The sequence below is a fragment of the Nostoc sp. genome (assembly GCF_036917775.1).
In the GTDB taxonomy this organism is placed as follows: Bacteria; Cyanobacteriota; Cyanobacteriia; order Cyanobacteriales; family Nostocaceae; genus Nostoc.
The window spans coordinates 16,539-35,387 of the sequence record NZ_JBALEQ010000059.1; the positions used below are offsets into that span (position 1 = coordinate 16,539).

Below are 18,849 nucleotides of genomic sequence, written 5' to 3' on the forward strand. Positions count from 1 at the left end.
AATTGGTGAAGTTAATTATGCTGCTATGGCTTTATCTGTAACTCTGGATTTCTTTGCTACTTTCATGAAGTCATCCAACCCAACTGCTGCTTCTGCTGCTTGAGCGTACCGAATCTGATCCATAGCGTTAGACCAGTGGGTGATGTGCTGAAATATCACCCCAATCATTGAATGACCTTTATAGACCCGATGATTTCTGGGGCAGGCTCCATTGACGTAAACGAGCGTGTAACCAGGGATTTCGATAATCTCTGCATTCGGGTCTGTTGGCGGTAGAAAAATTTTCTCTGGTGAATCATTCAACTGGGCTACTTGAAGAGAGGGCGTAGTTTCTGTGGTGTATGCCATTGTGATGTTTGTTACCTATTACACTGTAGAGGCGATTACAATTCTTGATGTGCAATCGCCCTTTTTATGTCAGTGGTTACGCTGCTACAGCTGGTCGAACTCCCAAAAACGTAATCGCTTCCTCTGCACTCGATGCGAATCTGTTCATGCCGTATGTGCGGGGTCTAGAATACCAGCCCTCAAGATTGCAACCGATGTAGCCTACTAGCTGATTATTTCGGTAAAGTTTAGTACTGAAGGATAACCAATCAATCTGGGGATGCCACAGGTTGAACTTGACACAAGCTTCTTCTAATTCATCGCTGAGGCGTTCATTGCGCTCCAGTGCTGTTTCGGGAAGTGTCGCTTTAACCTCTGCAACTCTTTTTGCGAACCAGTTGCGGTCAAATGGGAGCCGTCCGCCTTCCACAAGCTGCACCCATACCGTAATCCCGCCTTCTATCCAGATGGTGCGAACTGATTCGGGTTGGACTTCGATAATCTCGCCAATGATGCGGCGGTCACGAGATGTTAGGGGGTCTTGGGTTGGGGCTACAGCTTCGGCTTGGGTTTCCAGGTGGCTGTACAGTTCAGCTTGGGCTAAGGTTTGTTCATCAACAGAAGAACTAGGAATTGCTTGCTGTGTATATATTGTATAAGGCATAATATTGATCTCCATTCAGTTGGATAAAAGGCGATCGCACGGTTTGCGAGACTTGGGGCGGTCGTCTTTTTGCTTTCTAGATATAATCTAGCAAACAATCTAGATTTAGTCAAGATAAAAATCTAGATTATTAAGTTGGCTTACAATAAGGTTTGCAGAGATTATTCTGGATCAAGAGTATATTGTTGATAAAGACCAACAGAAAAATATGCCTGCGAACAAAAAGCCAGAGACACAAGGGCGAATTGCCCAGCTAGGTATCAAGATAGATGCCGAGTTATACGAGAAGTACAAAACAAAATTGAAAGAAGATGGTATATCGATTACGGAAGATATCGAAAACCACATGAGGAATTATATAGGCGAGATGATTGTCCACAGCAACGTAGTGGATATAGTCAAGCTAGTTGAGGATGTAGAAGTTTTAAAGAAAGTCTTGGGGGAGTTACAACCGGGCTGGCAAGAGAGAATGAGCAGCTTAAAAGTCAGTTAAAAGCCATGTCATCTCAAATCGACAACTTGGTTCAAATAATGAAAACTTCACCCCCTCTTGACAGGGGGTGAAGCATTTTTAAGGTATGCCATTTATTCTAGATAGTTTTCTTGATTTTAAGCTAGCTCGGTGTTAGATTTTAAGTAGCCACTAGAATATGTGGCTACTTAATTTTTTAGGCAATCGCCCAAACGCGAATAACATTTGCTCACACACTTGCTATCCGCACTTGAAGCGCGAGGTAAACAAGACAAGCATTTGCTTGCCTTCTTATCAGTAGACCGTAAAATGCCATGCTGACACTAGAAGCCGAACAAACATCAGCACTCGACTACACCAAATTGAACAACGGTATCCAGGATACCTTCACTGCCATCGACCGTTTTGAGTGGCAAGCATCCGACGAATTGCGACTGATGCGAGACAAAGGCTATTACGAAGATGGTGGACACAAGAGCTTTGAAGCTTACTGCGAAAGTGAGTTGATCAAACATGGCGGATATCGGCGGGTCAGAGATTTGCTGTCTGCGAAGAAAGTAGTTGATACTCTGCCAGAGGAACTGAGGGAAAAGATTACTAAACCCTCTCAAACTCGCCCCTTACTCCGGCTGGTTAAAACTCCTGATAAGTTACAGGAAGTCGTAGCGATCGCCTCCCAAGAAAAATCCTTCCCCACTGCCGCCGATTTCGCCAAAGCAGTGCAGCAAGTCGCACCAACAGTTAAACGCTCCACAAAAAGCGAAAATCCTAAAACACAATTGTGTAATTCTGTCACTGTTTCTTCCCTTTCACATCCCAGATATGGGGATTCGGGAGTAATTGAGGCAGATGCACCGAATCACTGGCAGCAGATTGTCACGTTCAGCGATGGTGAAAGGTTGTTGATCAACAATGGGGATCTAGATGCCGCCAGCGTCCCATTCCCCAGAGAACGCACTTACCCCGCAGAATATACTGAAGCGATCACTGCTATTGAAGAACGCCATAAACAGGAACTAGAGAGACTTTCCCAGGAATTGAGAATCGGACTACAATCAGAAGCCACTGCTAGAGCCGAAGCCCAGGTACAAGAACAAATCCAATCTTTGCAACAACTGTTCACACAACAGAAAGAGCAAAATATCCATTTACAGCAACGGCTCTTGGAGATGGAATCGCTACGGCAGTTGGAGACTGAAAATCAACAACTCCTTTCTCGCATTCAGGAACTAGAACACGCCGTACAAGAGCATCCGGTTCAGCAGTGGGGGAATACCATGACCCAACAGGCGACTAAAGTTTTGAACAAGCAAGTGAAGCAAGCCTTGGAGAAAACTATTGATTTGCGATCGCTGGCACAGGAACCACCCAAAGAGAATGCTCAGGAATGCTTACGGTTAATGGGTATGGCGTTGAAAAACCTTGCCAGTGCCATGAACAACACCCAAGCGCTCGAAGCTGCGGCGATAATTTTAGGTAGTGAACCTACACCACAGGCGATCGCATATCGAGCCGAGCAATTAGAGATGCTGCCCCAAGCGGTTAGTGATATTAGAGCAGTACTAGCTAAACCTGGGTGTACTTGGCAGGATTATTGGGCAGTGGCGCAAGAGTATGAGGTGATTAAACAGGACTACTGGGCGGAATTAACAACCCAAGAGACTGATTTAATTACCGCACTCCAGAACGCATCCCTTCAACCGCGCACTATTGGCGTTGGCTCTATCGTTGCCCACGCCGATCCTTACCGCACTTTGTATATCGCCAGAGGGGAAGTTCTAGAAGATTTGGGAGATGAGGTAATCGTTGCCTGGGATTGTTGGAAGGAGCAATCCAAAAAGACTGATAGGTATTTCCGAGACGAGTTGCGCTTTTGGCAGCCTGAATAGGCTTTCAATATATCGGTAACTTTTTAGACAAACAAATATCGAACTAAACCCTGCAATCGATGTAGGGAAAATTCCGTGCGTCAACATAAACAGGAGATTGTAAAATGACCGCAACTATTACAAGACCCAAGCTCAAAAAGTCTGCTAAAGCACAATCACCGTATAAGCGGCTTCATGTGATTATTCCCATCGAAGATATGCTCTGGGCATCGCAGCAAAAGCCCTCAGTTACGCAACTATGGCAAGAATGCTGGACGGCTGACCCTTATGGTTCTCGGTGGATGCCGCTAACAAGTGCTTTGGGTTACAGTACTTTTATCTCTGCAAAGAAAATTCTCTCCGACAGTGGGCTATTCATTTTCAAACCCGACAAATCGATTCAGGATGGGCGAGAAACGGCTATCTGGATGGTGAAGAATTTGCATGGTAGCCGAATGAAGGAATTTTGGGAGAAAGCTAATTCTCTTAATCAGCAACCAAATGCTGAAAAACGAGAACCAAATGCTGAGATTTCAGAGAAAGATGCTGGCTCTGAAGAAATGGGTGCTTTAAATCAAGCATCTATTTTAGGTCAAAGTCAGCTAGAGCAAGGGTTATGTGAACCCTCACGAACTGTTCAGAAACACCTAACGAACTCTTCAAAAGAGTTCGTTAGGTGTGTCTCTGACACGCTTACAGGAAATTCGCGTGACGAGGAGACGGCTCATGCGCCCTTGGGGGGCGCTTCGCCTCAGACTGTTGAAAGCGTGTCAGAGTTGGAGGAAGACTTGCCTGTGGCAATGGACTGCACGACGCTAACGCTTGCGGATGCTGTACAAGGTGAATCTGCTCTGTTGTTGGCTGAAAAGCAGGACTGTGGTGTTGAGCCGAGGGATTGTTATGAAGGTACTGGTTCCGCCGCGCCCGTTGCTCAAAATGAATTTTCTTTAAATTCTGCGATCGCAGATCAACCACAGGGGCAAGTGGAACAAAGTAATACCGCTTCGTTGTCGGGGGAAAACCAAGTCTCTGGTGTTGAGCCGAAAGACTGTCATGAGGGTATTTGTTCCGCCGCGCCCGTGTCATTAAATCAAAGTGATATATTTGAATGGTTGGATAGAGCAAACGTTGGAGAATGCCCCCCATTGTGGGTAATTCAATATTTGTTAGACAGCAAGTATTACGCCAGCATGAGGGCAAGCATCAGCAAGTTTGAGAAGCAGTGGAATATATCTGTGGTCAATTATCAGGTGCAAAAATCTAGTGAGGCGTTGTTTACCGCCGTTCGCGGAGCGTCTCTTAGAGAAGACATCGCCATGAGATCCCAAGCTAGACTATTACGAATGGAGAAATTGAAGATGGCTTCTCTGGTTGGGGAAAATCCTGGTTTTGACTTCCTCCAACAATGCTGGAATGACGATCCGGCTTTGCAGATTGTGATCAAGAAGTTGCTAGCAAAGTTTCCGCAGTGGGATATTGCGATTGTGGATGGGGTGTTGGTTGAGTGGGAAGAGTAGCGATGGCGATGGCCATTTCAACTAGTAGCATATCCCAAGACTAGTTCCCAGAACGAACGCATCTAAAATCAAGTATTTCGGAGTCGGTCGCCCTAAATTTTTAATCAACCATGAAATAACTTGATGAAATTCTTTGGCTAACAAGCTTAACCGGATGTATTCGAGTAGGCTGGAAGAATCGTTTTTTTCACCTGACAAAGAGATTGACGATCGCTCAAATCTGGATGCGATCGCAAATAATCTCGTATCCACGTACAACCAGAGTGCAATATCTGGTTATTATCCAAGACGCGATTGAGTTGCCAAAGAATCACAACATCATCTAAGCCGGCAGATGCTAGCAATGCTCCCTGATTATGAGTAGCGGGGTAAAATGCAACATTCAATGCTCGCTGTTCATGTCCTTCCAGAGTAGCGTGCAAGATGCCATCTAGCGACCACAGTTTCACAGTATTATCCCAACCGGCAGAGGCTAGGACAGTACCCCAGTTGTCGGGGAGTCCAGAATGAGGGGGAATGAAGGTGATGCCATTTACCCGATCTGTGTGGGCGGGAATGGTGCGAATTAATTTACCATCTAACGACCACAGTTTAATTGTCGTGTCCTCGCTGGCTGTGGCAACGAACTTTCCATCAGGACTAAAGGCGACATCCCAAATCGTCTCTTTATGACTTTTGAGGGTAAATTGCGGTTGAGATGGAAATTTTCCGTTCGCGTCCCGATGCCAGAGGCGAAGAAACGTATCTCGACCGCCGATCGCTAACCATTGGTTATCATGGCTAAATGCTCCAGCGTTGAGGCGATCGCGGTTTTTGGGTAGGGACTCGCTCAGGGTTTGGATGAAAGTGCCATCCCGCTTCCAGAGTTTAGCAGTGCCGTCCCAACTAATGGAAGCTATCTCTAGCCCATCGGGACTAAACATCACATCCCGCACTGTTGCGTTATGGGCTGAGATCGTTTTTAAGGGTTTTCCCTGCATCGTCCATAAGCTCAAGGAACCATCATCGCTACCTGCGGCGATGTCCTTCCCGTCTGGGCTAATATCCACCGACCAAACCTGTCCCGATGGCGGGGTTAAGGTGTTGAGCAGTTGTCCGGCTCGATTCCACAGCTTAATCGTACCATCAGCGCTAGAGGAAACGATTGTTTGCCCATCAGGGCTAATCGGCGTGTGCCAAACAGAGGCACGATGACCACGCAATACCGTGAGAATCTCGCTTTGCAGCTGCCACAACCGCACCAAATCATCTTCGCCACCGGAAATCAAACGACGACCATCGGCACTGAAAGCTACTTCCCATGTACCGTTGATATGGGCAGACAGGGTTTGATTGACAGTTCGATCGCTGTTCCAAAACTTAATTGTGTTATCCCAACCAGCTGAAGCGAGGGTTTGGCCATCGGGGCTAAAGGCGAGAGTCACCACACTGCTATCGTGTTCTGTGGCGGTTTGCAATAAAGTGCCAGCGACAGTCCACCAAATAACATTACCAATCCAGTCTCCAGCTACCAGGGTTTGTCCGTCAGGGCTGAAGGTGACGCTCATCAAACGGTTTTTGCCTTTTTTGGGTGCGATGGGATTATTCAGTGTCCGAATTTTCTTACCCTCCAGATTCCAGAGGATGAGAGTATTATCATCACTGACCGAGGCTAGGATGTTAGCATCAACAGGACTAAACGCCACCTTTGAAACTGCATCGCTGTGTCCTTTGAAAGTGCGAATCAAGCTGCCGTCGATACGCCAAAGTTTTACTGTTCTGTCGTTACTAGCCGAGGCAATCCATTGTCCGTTAGCACTGACGGCGAGCGATCGCACCGAATCTTCATGTCCGTTGAGTCTCTTAACCAGTGTGCCGTCCAGCTTCCACAGTCGCACCGTGCCATCTTGCCCAGCCGAAATCACTCTATCGCCTTTGGGAGTAAAGGTGACATCAAAGACTTCTCCTTGATGACCACTAAGTACTTTTAGCAATGTGCCATCGCTTTTCCACAGAGTAATCTTATCCTGTTGGTGAGCAGCAGCGATTGTCTGTCCGTAGGCACTGATGGCAACACCCCGCACTTTTCCCTGTTCACCGTTCAGGCGGTTGCGTTCAATGACTTGAAAGGTGGCACGGCGCAATTCTCGATCTACCTTGGTAAGTAACTCAGTAGGCACATCCGACAATTTGCTCAATCGAGTCTGGGCTTTGATGGCACTGACTAAAGCATCTAATCGATTCCCAGAGACAAACTGAGCTTCGGAAACATTGGCGATCGCTTCAATTTCTCGGAGAGTGGCTTGATATCTTTGAGCAAAGGCATACATTCCCAGAGAACTGGCGATGACAAAAGCAATACTAACAGTTCCCAGTAGCCACTTTTGCAAGCGACTGGCACGTTTTTCTTGTTGCAGTCGCTTTTCAACTTCTTGCAGTCGCCGCAATTCTTCTTGTTGTTTCAAATCATCTAAGTCGGTGCTGGTGCCAAACCACTTCACCGTCTGTCCGCTTCCATCCTTGATGGGAATCGCCTGATTGAGAAACCAGCGATAGTTTCCCGCGACATCTTGTATTCTCAGTTGCACTTCATAGGGTGAGTTGGTTTCTACAGAATGTTTGCAGGCGGCAAGGTTATTAAGGCGATCTTCAGGATGAACCACATCCAGGCTTTTCCAATCTGTCACCTCCGAATGCGATCGCCCCAAAAAAGTACTTAAGTGCTGGTTGGTATAAGATAGCCTACCATCTGGCTCTACAATCCATACCATCTGGGGCATTGCTTCTGCTAGTTGCCGAAAGAACCGTTCGCTTTCTTGCTGCGCCTCAAATTGCCGCCGGATTTCTTGCTGTTCTGCATCCTGACTGGCGGCAAGAAACTGATAATCTAAATCGCTGAGGCTTTTGTTTTGCGCCCACTTTTGGGCATCAATCAGGGCTTGTCCCCGTAAAAGTCGGGATGTATCCTGTTTTTGAGAAGCAATCCAAGCTGATAGTGTTTCCGAATAAGGACGTAATTGATTTAACTGTTCCTCTACCCATTCCCAATTGAAAACTTCTTGATATATGCGATTGCGGATTTGCAGATATCCTTGATGTTTAACTACCAAACCAGAAAGCAGCAGTTCTACCTGTTCTCGACTATCGTTGGCTGCTACAGGAATAGCTTGTAAAAGTTGCTGATAGATACCGAGTAATCTACTAACGCGTTGAATATTGTAAAGTAGGCGATTGCGAATTGTGCGTAAATGTTCTGGTTCGTCCTGAGATTCCCAATTTTTAATGATTTGCGATCGCACTAAACACTCTATCCAATCCGCTTCCTTACCTGGTGTAATCTCCAAAGGCGGGCTAGTTTTGCCGTTGCTACTTTCTAGATTCATCTCTTGGCTGTGATGGTGTTGCTTGGTTATTACCACCAACTGACATAATTTTTGCGTTAAAAATGGCTGTCCATTAGTCCAGTCGATAATTTCTTTAAATACCGCTTGGGGATTGCTCACAACTTGCTCTAAACCCACTACCAGAGGTTGAGCCTCTGCTAATGTAAACCCTTCTAAATTAATAGCAACACCGATATTAAAAGGTGTTTTGAGTTTATCTTGAATTAAATCAGAGGGAGTCGTAACGCCAAATAAAGCAAAACCCAGTCTTTCATATTCAGAATTATGGACTCTTTGTTGATAACAAGCCCGAATCCAAGCATAGAAATCATCTATGCCAAAATTTAATTGCAGCAAACTATCAATTTCATCAATTAAAATAAAAATGCGATTGCTACTCAGATTGACTAGCAAAATTTCTTCAATAAAATTGCCCAAGCGTTGTATGAGTGATAACTCAGTTTGTTCTTGCCACCAAGCTGCAAAATCGATTTTTTTAGCTAGTCCAAAACTATGCAGCAAGCTGACAATTATTCCTTTATAAAATTGTGTCGGGGTGAGTTCTTGACTACGGATCTGCGTAATATCAATGTAGGCACAATTAAAGCCTTCATTTTGTAATCGTTGCTTGGTATGTACCAGCAGTGAAGACTTACCTATTTGGCGACAGTTGAATACATAGCAAAATTCCCCTGCTTTCAGGGCTGTATAAAGCTCAATATCTGCTTGCCTAGTAACATAGTTAGCAGCATTAGCATTGAGACAACCACCAACTTTGTAAATACTTTTATTCATAATAGCAAATCATTATTTGCTGAACTTTGTCTAAGAGGCTGTTTGAAAAGTTTTATTATCAGTATTCAAAGTTTTAGATCCCTCTAAATCTCCCGATAAATTGGAAGATTTTGATTTCAGTTCCCACCTTTTTAAGAGGGGGGATCTAGAAGCGCCTTAAAGCCACAGAACAACACTTTTCAAACAACCTCTAATTACAATACCAGATATTTTTTCAAGAAATCTCGATATAATTGACAACTAATTACCCATTTTTGTTGCTGCAATTTAATTAATCCCATATTTTCTAATTTGTAAGCAGTTAATATATCTAGATCGATATTCTTATCTTTTGTTAAAAGGATTTTCATACTATCTAATAATTGCGTATTTTTTTGTAATTTATTTAATAAATTTTGTAAATGTTGGCGATAAATTCCTAGTTCTGTGCTTGCTGTCTGCAAAATTTCTTCTAAGGTTAATTTATGATAGCGCAGATGATAAAGAGTAATATTTAGTAATGCTGGATGTCCCACGATTAACTCCATTAATTGCTGCACTTGCTTGTTTTGTTGCCAATCAATTCCATAGCGGTTTGCTAACTCAATTACTTGTTCAGAAGTAAATTCTGATAATTTCAATGGTAGCCCAATATTAAAGGGAGATTGATTAATATCAAGAGAAAGACAAACATCTGTTGAGTAAACAATCACCAAACGTAGCTTTGTCCATACTTCATCCTGTTGCGCTTCTTCTTGCCACGAACGTAACAGAGGTAGAAATTCATTGACTAGATCGGGATATTCAAAAATATGCTGAACTTCGTCTAATACTAATAATAAAGGTTTTTCTAAATGTGCAAGCAAACATTCTTTTAGATAAAGAGTGCAGCTCAGTTTACTACCAATTTCTTCGTCCCAATGTTTATCAACATTAAATTCTATGCCTAGTTGACGAGCAATACTAGCAGCTAACCATTGCATGAATGATTGAGGTTTTTGCAAAACATCAATATCAACTTGAGCGATATTGAGTTTTGCAGTTTCATAGCCTAAGACTTTGGCACGAGCTAAAATCCGCAACATTAGAGATGTTTTACCCATACCTCGACAACCTTGAATGCGAATGACGCATCCCGGTTGCGTGATTTCTTGATATGCTAGTTCTTCTAATGGAGGACGAGGAATATAGAATTTAGAATCTAAAGATAAAGGAGCGCAGGGATATTTTATATATTCACTAATCTTTGCTCCATCGTTGTAATCGCTCTGTTTGTTGAATGTAATTTCACTCTTAATTTTCTCTTCACCGAGAAATACGGAAACAATTTGAGATGATGCTATCTTTGGTGTGATTGTTTGTTGTTCCCCCGACAATTCACTTTCTGGTAATAAATCTGCATTAGCTGAATTTTCAGATAAATCTCTAACTATCACCTGTCGCTGTTCTTGGGAATATTCCTGGTGATAATCAATGTCATTTGCATCATACAGGGTGTAATCATTCTCATACAACACTAAATCAAAAGCACTAAAGCAGATTCGTATGGTACGCGGATCTATCCTCGAATTCAAAGACCATAAACGGCTTAAACTAGAGGTAGAAATTCCAATGCGATCGCTTAATTCTACTTGGGTAAAACGTTTACTTCCTCTTTTTTGTCTCTCTTCTTCTAAAATTGCAGTTTGCAATCTCTTCAACCCAACAACAGTCAGAACTGCTCCTCTTTTTCGCAGTGATTTATTTTTGTCTACTTTCATCTCTGAATGAGATTTTTTAGTTGTTTTCATATTAATTTTTATTAAAAGCGTTCTTTCAGTTTTAAATGACGTATGTGATGTTTTAATTGCTGTAATCTAGATATTAACAGATATATACTACACCTTAACTGATGTAAGTGAGGTTTTTGAACTGCAAAAATCTCAATTAATTTTTTGGTCGTGGCAAAATAAAACAATATTAAAAAATCTTTAGAGGTGTACGTAAACAAGTATTCAAGACACGTATATAAAAATACAAAATATTGCTACTGAATGAAGTGTACCTTTGCTCAATCCTTCAATTGCCAAAGCTACAGACTATACACGAGTGTTTTCAGCTAATTTGCGGGTAAGTTAGTTTAACTGATTTATCTGCGCTTGAAGTAAATAAGAAAATATGACAGATTTAAGGGCAGTGCCAATTATTTCTTGCAGTATGCTATTAAATTAAAAGATCGAGTTGTCGAGGTTACTGTTGAAGAAGCTGACAACGCAAATGAAAGTCATCCTCCTTTGGAAATACAAGAAACAGGAGCAATTTACTTGTATTAAAAACTATCAAAATTTGATAAATCTCATTTATTATATTGAGAACTAAAGTTTTGCCATATTAGTAAATATATTAGTTTTTCAATGCTTTTTAGGTCAAATACTTCTGCAAATCAGCTTAAAACCTTCCCAATCATCTACAACCACTATTCCTAGTTGAAATTTTTGTGCCTTCATTCTCTCTATTAAATCGAAGGCGAAATCATAATTTATTTTACTTAATTTGCTTGTTTTTGTATGAAGCTTTCAAATTCGCTTTGGGTAATCGCTATGAAAAGCATCAATAAAAAATTCGTTCCTCTTTGTTTTATCAGTGCTGGCAGTCTTTTTTGGAGCATGGAGGGGCTGGTTAGCTCTGCCCAAGCTCAAAGCTTTGAACCTGTTTCTATCATCATTTCCCAATCTTCTAAACCTGTCACCTACATGACAGTACTGGACAAAAATACAATCGTCATCCAAATTACGGAGGGCGAATTTAACTTCCACGGCTATCTGGAGCGGACATCTGGCAATACATTCATTGGCGAAAACGAGCAAGTGCGCGTCATCTATGACCGAGGTACTAAGCAGGTTGTGGTGATTAACAAAAAAACGGGGACTGAGTTTTACAACTACTACTTCTCTGATACCAATGAAGGGGCACTTTAGGTTAAAGCAATCCAATTTGTAATGATTCCTAAGATTATTTGCACTCTTTAGAAAACAACATGAAAATAAACCGTTTAATTCCGATCATCGTGAGTTCCCTAATCATCACGATCGCTCTCAATGCCCAGGCTCAAAATGCTGGAGATCCCGTTCGCGGAATTCAAGATTTAGTGAATGTTCGCGGACGAGATGGAGAAGGCATACTCCAAAAACGGGGCTATAGGTTTCGCTGGGCTGAAAAATCTGATGATTCTACTTATAGCTTTTGGACTCAAACTAAAACAGGTCGGTGCATTAGTGTGAGGACAGAACAAGGTCGCTACGTCTCTCTGGTTGATACCGGAACTACGGCAGATTGCGATCGCGGAGATAGGAAACGTCCTCAAAATACAGGCAATTCGTCTTCCCGACCTTTGCCAGACCTAGTAGGAGCGAGGGCTGGTCAAGCAGAGGGCGAATTGCGGCGGCGGGGATATACCTATCGCCGTAACGAAAAAGTGTCAAATACTTCTGTTGCTTCGTTCTGGGTTGAAGGCAACTCAGGTAAGTGTGTAGAAATCGTTACCTCAAACGGTCGCTATCAAAACATCTTTTACGTTGATTGGCATCACTGCCATAGATAATCTAATCCCGTTCTTGTGTCTAAACCAATTGACACTGGTGAAATTCTCAATGATAGAGTTTCCAAACAAATTCATGTAGGCTGAATGCAACTAATGAAAAGCTTGCGAACATTAGCCCCTACTATTGTGGGTTTATTAACTCTGACAGTCACTCATCCTGTTAACGCTCAAGCAGTGATTGACACTTTAGACAACGGTAATTTGAGTGTGACTGGTATGACATCAGGAAGAGGCTGTACTGTCCTTTTTAACCCTCAAGGAGAGATCCTTCAACGGGGTCGATCCTGTAATTCAACAGAAATCCGTAAAGCCCAGACAGCGATCGATAGCTACCTGCGGGAACAGCACACATCTGACAATCATAATAGCAGCTCGTCGCGCCAAGGTCTGACGTTGATCTGCTATGGTGAAGGTCGCAAACCGGCTGTCACAACCCGCTATGGATATGAATGGAACGATCGCCGCAATCGCTACGAAGCAAGTAATCGCATAGAGTCAACGACTAGCGACTTCGATTCCGAGGTTCAGGTCGAAATCCGTGATACACAGGGAAAAATCCATCTCGGCGGAAAGCTCATCGCGCCGATCAATTCCGGTGGTGACAATGGATGGTGGACACTCGACAACCTTCAGGTTTCGCCCGATCGCATTACGGGAAGATACCGGATGAACGGACTAAATAAACCGCGTGTTAATATCGACCGGCGCAGTGGCAGGATCGCCATAGATGGGATTGAAAAGTTTCGGGGCGAGTGCAACTCAGGCGATTGGGGCAGTAGCAGAACTCGTTTCTAGTTTGCTGTATTGTTGGGTTTCGTCAAGACAAAAACAAAACCCATGTCTTCGCAGTTGAAAACTGGTTTGCTGATTAATTAGAACAATAAACAATGAATTGTTTGCGACGGAGAAACTATCACATGGAAAACTCTGCCTTGACTCTTATTCGTAGTGTTTTAGCCGCCTCGGTTATCACTACATCGCTCACATTTAGCTTCACTGCACCGTCGTTAGCTCAGGCTCATACGACAGTACGGTTTTCCGCTGGCAACGATAACACTTTTATGCGGTCTTCGATCACGGGCAACCACTACCACGACTATGTTCTGAATGCGCGGGCAGGGCAGAGGATGTCGGTTTCGTTGATTACCAAAGGATCAGCATACTTCAACATTCTCCCACCAGGCAGCACAGATCGGGCAATTTATAACAGCTCAATATCGGGCAACGACGGAAACGTTCGTTTGTCACAGAGTGGTAACTATACAGTTCGTGTGTATCTAAAGGGTGGCAGTAAGGACAGAAATCGAACGGTTCCTTTTGAACTTTCAGTCGGTATCTTGTGATGGTTGCTTTTCAATACTAGAGAAAAGCTTGAAAACTGTTAAAAGCGATGCGATAAACGTATCGCTTCTAACAGTTTTCTTGATCGCTGGAAGTGCAACAGTCTAAACACCTCCAACAGCGTATTATGTGCGGGATCTTAGGCAGAAATTTTCTGCCCAATATAAGGGAACTCCAAAAAATAAATTATCCAATTTTCGGAATCACAACGACTTTTCCTCCCCCTGCTCCCCTGCCTGTTTAGCACCGCAAAAAGGAAAATTGTATGTCCCCCCTAAGACACGAAGCCGCTGTACCAGTTGAATATCGACTGCTTGGACTCGATCGCCGGCTGATTTGGCCGACGGTGAGCGTTTATCTTGTGGTGTTTTTATGGTCGGGAGTCATGCCAGCCATCAACGAGGCTGTTCATAACAAGGAGGTTTTAGCAGGGACAGTTTATAATGTCGGTTCTGTACGTTTTACGCCAACCCAAGGTTGGGTGCTAACTAAGATCCCATTCCCTGCCGGGAGTTCATCAAACGCAGTGGTCTCCAAAGATGGCGTCACGTTTAGCGTCAAGAGCGGCGTCTGGAAGGGAACTGCCGAGGAACTCCTCAACCAGATCGTGAAAGACCAGAATGAATTTGTTGTCGAGGGTAAATTAGTTCCCGTTACAACACTGCAAAAGGTTGCCGGAGTAGCTAAGAGAATTAATGGTTCCGATTATACTGGTCTACTGCTTGCATACGTCGATGGCAAAGGTCAGGGAGTCGAAGTGATTGTGAAGGGCCCGGCCGCTGCCTCCACACAACTGGAGCAACCGATCGCTGACATGATTAAGAGCATCACATTTAAACCAAAGGAGGGCGATTCGTGATTAGCACTTCAAAGAGTGAGGACACAATCCGCAAGGCTGCCATCGATCGTTCAGGCTGGAGCAATTCCGTCCGATTTTTTCAGCCGCACAACCCGGCGTGCTATCTGTATTGGTTTCTCGTACTCAAAGGTACCTACGTCTTCTGCGGACTTTTGTTCGGCAACGCCATCTATCCCAGCGCTCTGTTCATCGCCCTCTCGTCTCAGGCACTCTATTGCCTGCCTTGGATCTGGTTTCTCACCCACAAAGATCGGTATGAACGTGAGCCAGCCAAGCTCGCGCTGCTCGGCTTTCTCTGGGGCGGACTAGTAGCGCCGTGGGTCATGGCGCTCCCTGGCAATGGTGCAATCCTATCGCTATTTGCGAAGCTGACCAGCTTCGACTTTTATAGCCATTGGAGTCCGGCCATCACGGCACCCATCGTGGAGGAAAGCTCCAAATTCGTCGGGCTTGTCATACTCGCTTTACTAGCACGCAACCATTTCCGCAACGCCTACGACGGGTTTCTGCTTGGTGCGTTTGTGGGTCTTGGTTTTCAGGTCTTTGAAAACGTGTCTTACATTGTGGGCGCCCCCGACGCCAGCTTTGGGTCGCAGCAGGTTGCTGGTGCGTTGCAGGTATTGGTAGCGCGCACATCGGTCGGTTTCTGGAGTCACTCGCTCTTCACGGCGGTTGCGGGTACGGGGTTTGGCTACTTCCTCGAAGCGAAAAATCGTTCGTTCGGCCATCGGCTCGCCGTTTTGGTAGGTTTCTATCTGTCGGCTTGTCTGGCTCATGGCTGTTGGGATGCCATTATGGGGTTTATCGGCTTCGGTCCCATTGGCATCGCCATTGGAACGGTTGCGATTTTGTTTGCGTGGCGGTTCTCCGAGCAGCGTCAGCGCAAGTTTGTCCGCGTCCTGCTGGCTGACGATGTTGCAAACGGAATCGTGACAGAAGCCGAACTGGCTGCGATTTCCAACCGACCGAAAGATCGGCGAGCTTACCTAAGAGAGATCAAGTCCTCATCCGGGACTGACGCGGCAAAACGCACTGGGTTCATACTTGATGCGGCGATCGATCTTGCAGCGGCAATTGCATCTACGGACAGTCTCGATAGTCCGGCAGCCAAAGCCGCGCGTGCGGAGATTGCAAGGGTGCGCGGTGCCGCACAGTTAGGTCGATTAGAGTAGATTCCAGCCGAAATGCCGAGGCGATCGAGAGTGCCTGATACAGTAGAGCATGACTCCAAGATCGAGTTGCTCAATCACTTTACCAGAGATTATGTTCCTGTTTAATCGCTTCCTCCATTCAATAATTCGGTTTGTGCTAGTCAGCGTGATGACGATCGCAATAGTATTTGGTTGGAGTGCGATCGCCCACAGTCAACTATCCTCGTCACCCACCGCCGCTTCTAACGATCCGCACAAACCGCCTAAAGGCGTCACCCGTCTCGGTGAATATGAAATTGCCAACGTGAATTCACCACTAGACAAAAACCTTTTATTTAAGGTTGTCTCTCCCACTGTTTTTAATCGCGACCAACCGCCAGAGGGAAGTCTTCCTGTGGAAGTACGTGCTGAAGAAATTACGCAACGGCTGATGCGAGCGCTCGATAGAGCCAACAAAGCCAAAGAAACTCCCATAATTTCTGTTGCCACCCTGAATAACCGCCTAATCCTTCAGCTCAATGATGATCAAACGACCCGTTCTTTAAGGCTGGTGACAGTGACAGAGCCAGATGCTGACTACTATGGGAAAACACTGGAGGAATTGGCCCAGGAGTGGCAAAAAATATTACAAGCAGAAGTGGAACGCATCGAGCGACTCTTCTCACCTAATGTATTGTCTCAACGAGTTGGGCAGGCAATACAAATCAGCATCGGCTTGGTGTTGGGCAGTGTTGTGTTATGGTTCCTGCGGCGAACTCTAATTCGCAAACAGACGGTATTGCAAGCTCGTTATCAAGAGCATATAGCTGAGGCAAAAGAGGCTGCGGTCAAACGCTCTCAGGCAGAAACATCGGCCAATATTCAGGCAATCGACACCAGCGAACCAGAGGCACACACAATCGCCCATCAGCGATCGCAATTTCTAGAAATCATCCAGCGACAGTTCACTCTCAAGCGCCAACTGGGGATCTATTCTTTTCTCACCTTGCTACTGTTTTGGGCGTTTATTCTCGTATGGTACATCGGGATTGTGGTAATCATGTCTCGTGTCCCCTACCTGATGAGATGGTGGAGTGAAGCTTTAGCCCGTCCCCTCGCGCTGCTGATTATTTGGTTTTTCATCAGTGTTGTTATTCGGATTGGCAAAAGCTTAATTGACTACATCACCGATGTCTGGACAACCCATCCCTCTATCCCTTTGAGTGAAACTCAAAGGATTGCCCTGCGATCTGCAACAGTTTCCGGGGCATTAAAAGGATTAATCACCTTTGTTTTCATTACCTTCGGTATCTTGCGGACTCTAGATATTTTTAATGTACCCACTAGTTCAATTTTGGCAGGGGGTGCTGTCATCGGTATTGCAATTTCCCTTGGTTCCCAAAGTTTGATGAAAGATTTGGTCAATGGCTGCTTAATTTTGATGGAGGATCAATTTGCTGTGGGAGATGTGGTTGAGATTGGCAATAAAAGCGGACTGGTGGAAAATCTCAACCTACGCGTGACTCAACTACGCAATGGCGAAGGTAAGCTAATTACCATTCCTAATAGCAATATCACTGATGTCAACAACTTAACCCGCCTTTGGTCGCGGGTAGACTTTTCTATTGTGGTGGCCTATGAAAACGACCCGAAGCAGGTTTTAGAGATTCTCAGGCAAGTATCCCAGCAATTGTATAGCGAAGTTGAATGGCGCGATCGCCTGCTAGAATCGCCCCAAGTGTTGGGCATTGATGACCTCTCCCACACGGGTATGCTAGTGCGCGTTTGGATTAAAACGGCACCGATGGAACAATGGAATGTTGGGCGAGAGTTCCGTCTACGAGTGCGCCTAGCCTTTGAAGCAAACAATATCCAGATCGGCAGACCACAATGGATTACTTACAACACAGAGTTGGCAAAGTCTCCTTTTCAAAATTAGCCTTTGATGTAAGAAACTTGCAGTGAAAAAAATATCCAATATTAGTCAATACCTATCATACCTATCGCGTCTGAGGTTAATACCTTCTCTATAACCCCGAACGTAATCTGATGAGTTGTGGTGATTGTTATTTCACCATCTCTCATACCTCTTCTATATTCTCGCTCCTTATCTCCCCGATGATTTGAATGCCTGTGGTTGCGATTACGTTGACCAGCTAAGATGCCAATGCCTACAGCAGCTGCGCCAATACCAATGGCTTCTGCGGCAGTCAGTGCTTGGGCTGGTGTAGGTATACTACTGATAGCAGTGGTGCTTGTTAGTAAGGCAGCCAAACTGCCAGCGAATAAACGTTTCATAACTTTTACCAAATGATTAGAATTGATTTGCGATCGCTGACACAAGAACCACCCAAAGAGAATGCCCAGGAATGTCTGCGGCTAATGGGCATGGTATTAAAAACCTTGCCAGTGCGATGAACAACACCTCAGCGTTACGTGAGTGGGGCAAAAGTTGTGAGTGAGGCTAGAGCGCTCGCTTGTATGACGATCAGTCAGGGTGCAAGGGACAAGGACGCACTGGACAATGTGTTGGTGCAATCTCGAACAGCTCCTTATATTGATATAGTGAAACACTGTATTGTTTTGCAAAAGCCTGCAACACCTGATCTGTATAGGCGCGGATCTTGCCAGCCGTTAGTCCAAAGCAGTGAATTGGTTCTAAGCGACAAATAGGCTGTTGCCCCAGCCAGAGTTCTGCACCTAACGCGTGTAATGGTTTATCCCCTGGTTCTTTATACAAATACAGCACTGCAAAATATGTTGCTGGTGGTTCGACTGCGATCGCATCAATTTCTGCTGAATTATTCTGAGAGCGGTTGCGGTAAAACGAACGGCGATTATGACAGACTTTGGGATTCCAACATCCATCCCCTGCTGTTCCATGTAAAACTTTAGCTTGGGCAGTTGGTAACTTGGCACATAGCTGACATTTTGGATCAAGTGGCTTGGGCATAC

Annotated in this window: 15 protein-coding genes; 9 read left to right on the top strand and 6 right to left on the bottom strand. The window is 44.7% G+C overall.

The window, feature by feature from the left end:
* Positions 1–15: 15 nt before the first annotated feature.
* Entirely contained in the window at positions 16–348 is a 333-nt protein-coding gene (locus V7K69_RS09970; RefSeq protein ID WP_335033793.1) for a hypothetical protein, read from the bottom strand.
* Between the two features lie 76 nt (positions 349–424).
* A complete protein-coding gene (locus tag V7K69_RS09975) occupies positions 425–991 on the bottom strand; it encodes a hypothetical protein (RefSeq protein WP_335033795.1) in 567 nt (188 codons plus the stop codon).
* Between the two features lie 208 nt (positions 992–1,199).
* On the opposite strand from V7K69_RS09975, the gene V7K69_RS09980 reads away from it, so the two are divergent.
* From V7K69_RS09980 to V7K69_RS09990, 3 genes are all read left to right on the top strand, one after another.
* Positions 1,200–1,484 (top strand): hypothetical protein, encoded by a 285-nt coding sequence (locus V7K69_RS09980; protein ID WP_012413087.1) that lies wholly within the window; start codon positions 1,200–1,202, stop codon positions 1,482–1,484.
* 293 nt (positions 1,485–1,777) lie between these two features.
* Entirely contained in the window at positions 1,778–3,352 is a 1,575-nt protein-coding gene (locus V7K69_RS09985) for a hypothetical protein (RefSeq protein ID WP_335033798.1), read from the top strand.
* Positions 3,353–3,456: 104 nt separating this feature from the next.
* On the top strand, positions 3,457–4,848 hold the full coding sequence (locus V7K69_RS09990; protein ID WP_335033800.1) for a hypothetical protein: 1,392 nt from the start codon (positions 3,457–3,459) through the stop codon (positions 4,846–4,848).
* A gap of 146 nt (positions 4,849–4,994) precedes the next feature.
* On the opposite strand, the gene V7K69_RS09995 is transcribed toward V7K69_RS09990, so the two are convergent.
* Both V7K69_RS09995 and V7K69_RS10000 read right to left on the bottom strand, forming a co-directional pair.
* Entirely contained in the window at positions 4,995–9,005 is a 4,011-nt protein-coding gene (locus tag V7K69_RS09995) for an AAA-like domain-containing protein (protein WP_335033802.1), read from the bottom strand.
* A gap of 194 nt (positions 9,006–9,199) precedes the next feature.
* Positions 9,200–10,774, bottom strand: a complete 1,575-nt coding sequence (locus tag V7K69_RS10000; RefSeq protein WP_335033804.1) for an AAA-like domain-containing protein — start codon at positions 10,772–10,774, stop codon at positions 9,200–9,202.
* 789 nt (positions 10,775–11,563) lie between these two features.
* On the opposite strand from V7K69_RS10000, the gene V7K69_RS10005 reads away from it, so the two are divergent.
* From V7K69_RS10005 to V7K69_RS10030, 6 genes are all read left to right on the top strand, one after another.
* The gene (locus V7K69_RS10005) at positions 11,564–11,941 is read left to right on the top strand and encodes a hypothetical protein (RefSeq protein ID WP_335033806.1); all 378 of its coding nucleotides are present in this window, start codon (positions 11,564–11,566) and stop codon (positions 11,939–11,941) included.
* Between the two features lie 59 nt (positions 11,942–12,000).
* The gene (locus V7K69_RS10010) at positions 12,001–12,564 is read left to right on the top strand and encodes a hypothetical protein (RefSeq protein ID WP_335033808.1); all 564 of its coding nucleotides are present in this window, start codon (positions 12,001–12,003) and stop codon (positions 12,562–12,564) included.
* Between the two features lie 93 nt (positions 12,565–12,657).
* Positions 12,658–13,359: a hypothetical protein gene (locus tag V7K69_RS10015; RefSeq protein WP_335033810.1), complete on the top strand. Its 702-nt coding sequence runs from the start codon at positions 12,658–12,660 to the stop codon at positions 13,357–13,359.
* A 931-nt stretch (positions 13,360–14,290) separates the two neighbouring features.
* A complete protein-coding gene (locus tag V7K69_RS10020; RefSeq protein ID WP_335033812.1) occupies positions 14,291–14,764 on the top strand; it encodes a hypothetical protein in 474 nt (157 codons plus the stop codon).
* Positions 14,761–15,936 carry a PrsW family intramembrane metalloprotease gene (locus tag V7K69_RS10025; RefSeq protein ID WP_335033814.1) on the top strand — a complete coding sequence of 392 codons (1,176 nt, stop codon included), beginning with the start codon at positions 14,761–14,763 and terminating at the stop codon, positions 15,934–15,936. Before V7K69_RS10020 ends, V7K69_RS10025 begins: the two co-directional genes overlap by 4 nt.
* 49 nt (positions 15,937–15,985) lie before the next feature.
* Positions 15,986–17,833 carry a mechanosensitive ion channel family protein gene (locus V7K69_RS10030; protein WP_335033816.1) on the top strand — a complete coding sequence of 616 codons (1,848 nt, stop codon included), beginning with the start codon at positions 15,986–15,988 and terminating at the stop codon, positions 17,831–17,833.
* Between the two features lie 41 nt (positions 17,834–17,874).
* On the opposite strand, the gene V7K69_RS10035 is transcribed toward V7K69_RS10030, so the two are convergent.
* Together V7K69_RS10035 and V7K69_RS10040 are read right to left on the bottom strand one after the other, a co-directional pair.
* Positions 17,875–18,192: a hypothetical protein gene (locus tag V7K69_RS10035; protein WP_335033818.1), complete on the bottom strand. Its 318-nt coding sequence runs from the start codon at positions 18,190–18,192 to the stop codon at positions 17,875–17,877.
* Positions 18,193–18,382: 190 nt separating this feature from the next.
* A complete protein-coding gene (locus V7K69_RS10040; protein WP_335033820.1) occupies positions 18,383–18,847 on the bottom strand; it encodes a hypothetical protein in 465 nt (154 codons plus the stop codon).
* Between the last annotated feature and the right edge of the window lie 2 nt (positions 18,848–18,849).

Coding starts and splice junctions, on each gene's coding strand:
- V7K69_RS09975 (WP_335033795.1), bottom strand. CDS start 991: ATGCCTTATACAATATATACACAGCAAGCAATTCCTAGTTCTTCTGTT.
- V7K69_RS10035 (WP_335033818.1), bottom strand. CDS start 18,192: ATGAAACGTTTATTCGCTGGCAGTTTGGCTGCCTTACTAACAAGCACC.
- V7K69_RS10020 (WP_335033812.1), top strand. CDS start 14,291: ATGCCAGCCATCAACGAGGCTGTTCATAACAAGGAGGTTTTAGCAGGG.
- V7K69_RS09980 (WP_012413087.1), top strand. CDS start 1,200: ATGCCTGCGAACAAAAAGCCAGAGACACAAGGGCGAATTGCCCAGCTA.
- V7K69_RS10010 (WP_335033808.1), top strand. CDS start 12,001: ATGAAAATAAACCGTTTAATTCCGATCATCGTGAGTTCCCTAATCATC.
- V7K69_RS10040 (WP_335033820.1), bottom strand. CDS start 18,847: ATGCCCAAGCCACTTGATCCAAAATGTCAGCTATGTGCCAAGTTACCA.
- V7K69_RS10015 (WP_335033810.1), top strand. CDS start 12,658: ATGAAAAGCTTGCGAACATTAGCCCCTACTATTGTGGGTTTATTAACT.
- V7K69_RS10030 (WP_335033816.1), top strand. CDS start 15,986: ATGACTCCAAGATCGAGTTGCTCAATCACTTTACCAGAGATTATGTTC.
- V7K69_RS10000 (WP_335033804.1), bottom strand. CDS start 10,774: ATGAAAACAACTAAAAAATCTCATTCAGAGATGAAAGTAGACAAAAAT.
- V7K69_RS09970 (WP_335033793.1), bottom strand. CDS start 348: ATGGCATACACCACAGAAACTACGCCCTCTCTTCAAGTAGCCCAGTTG.
- V7K69_RS09985 (WP_335033798.1), top strand. CDS start 1,778: ATGCTGACACTAGAAGCCGAACAAACATCAGCACTCGACTACACCAAA.
- V7K69_RS09995 (WP_335033802.1), bottom strand. CDS start 9,005: ATGAATAAAAGTATTTACAAAGTTGGTGGTTGTCTCAATGCTAATGCT.
- V7K69_RS09990 (WP_335033800.1), top strand. CDS start 3,457: ATGACCGCAACTATTACAAGACCCAAGCTCAAAAAGTCTGCTAAAGCA.
- V7K69_RS10005 (WP_335033806.1), top strand. CDS start 11,564: ATGAAAAGCATCAATAAAAAATTCGTTCCTCTTTGTTTTATCAGTGCT.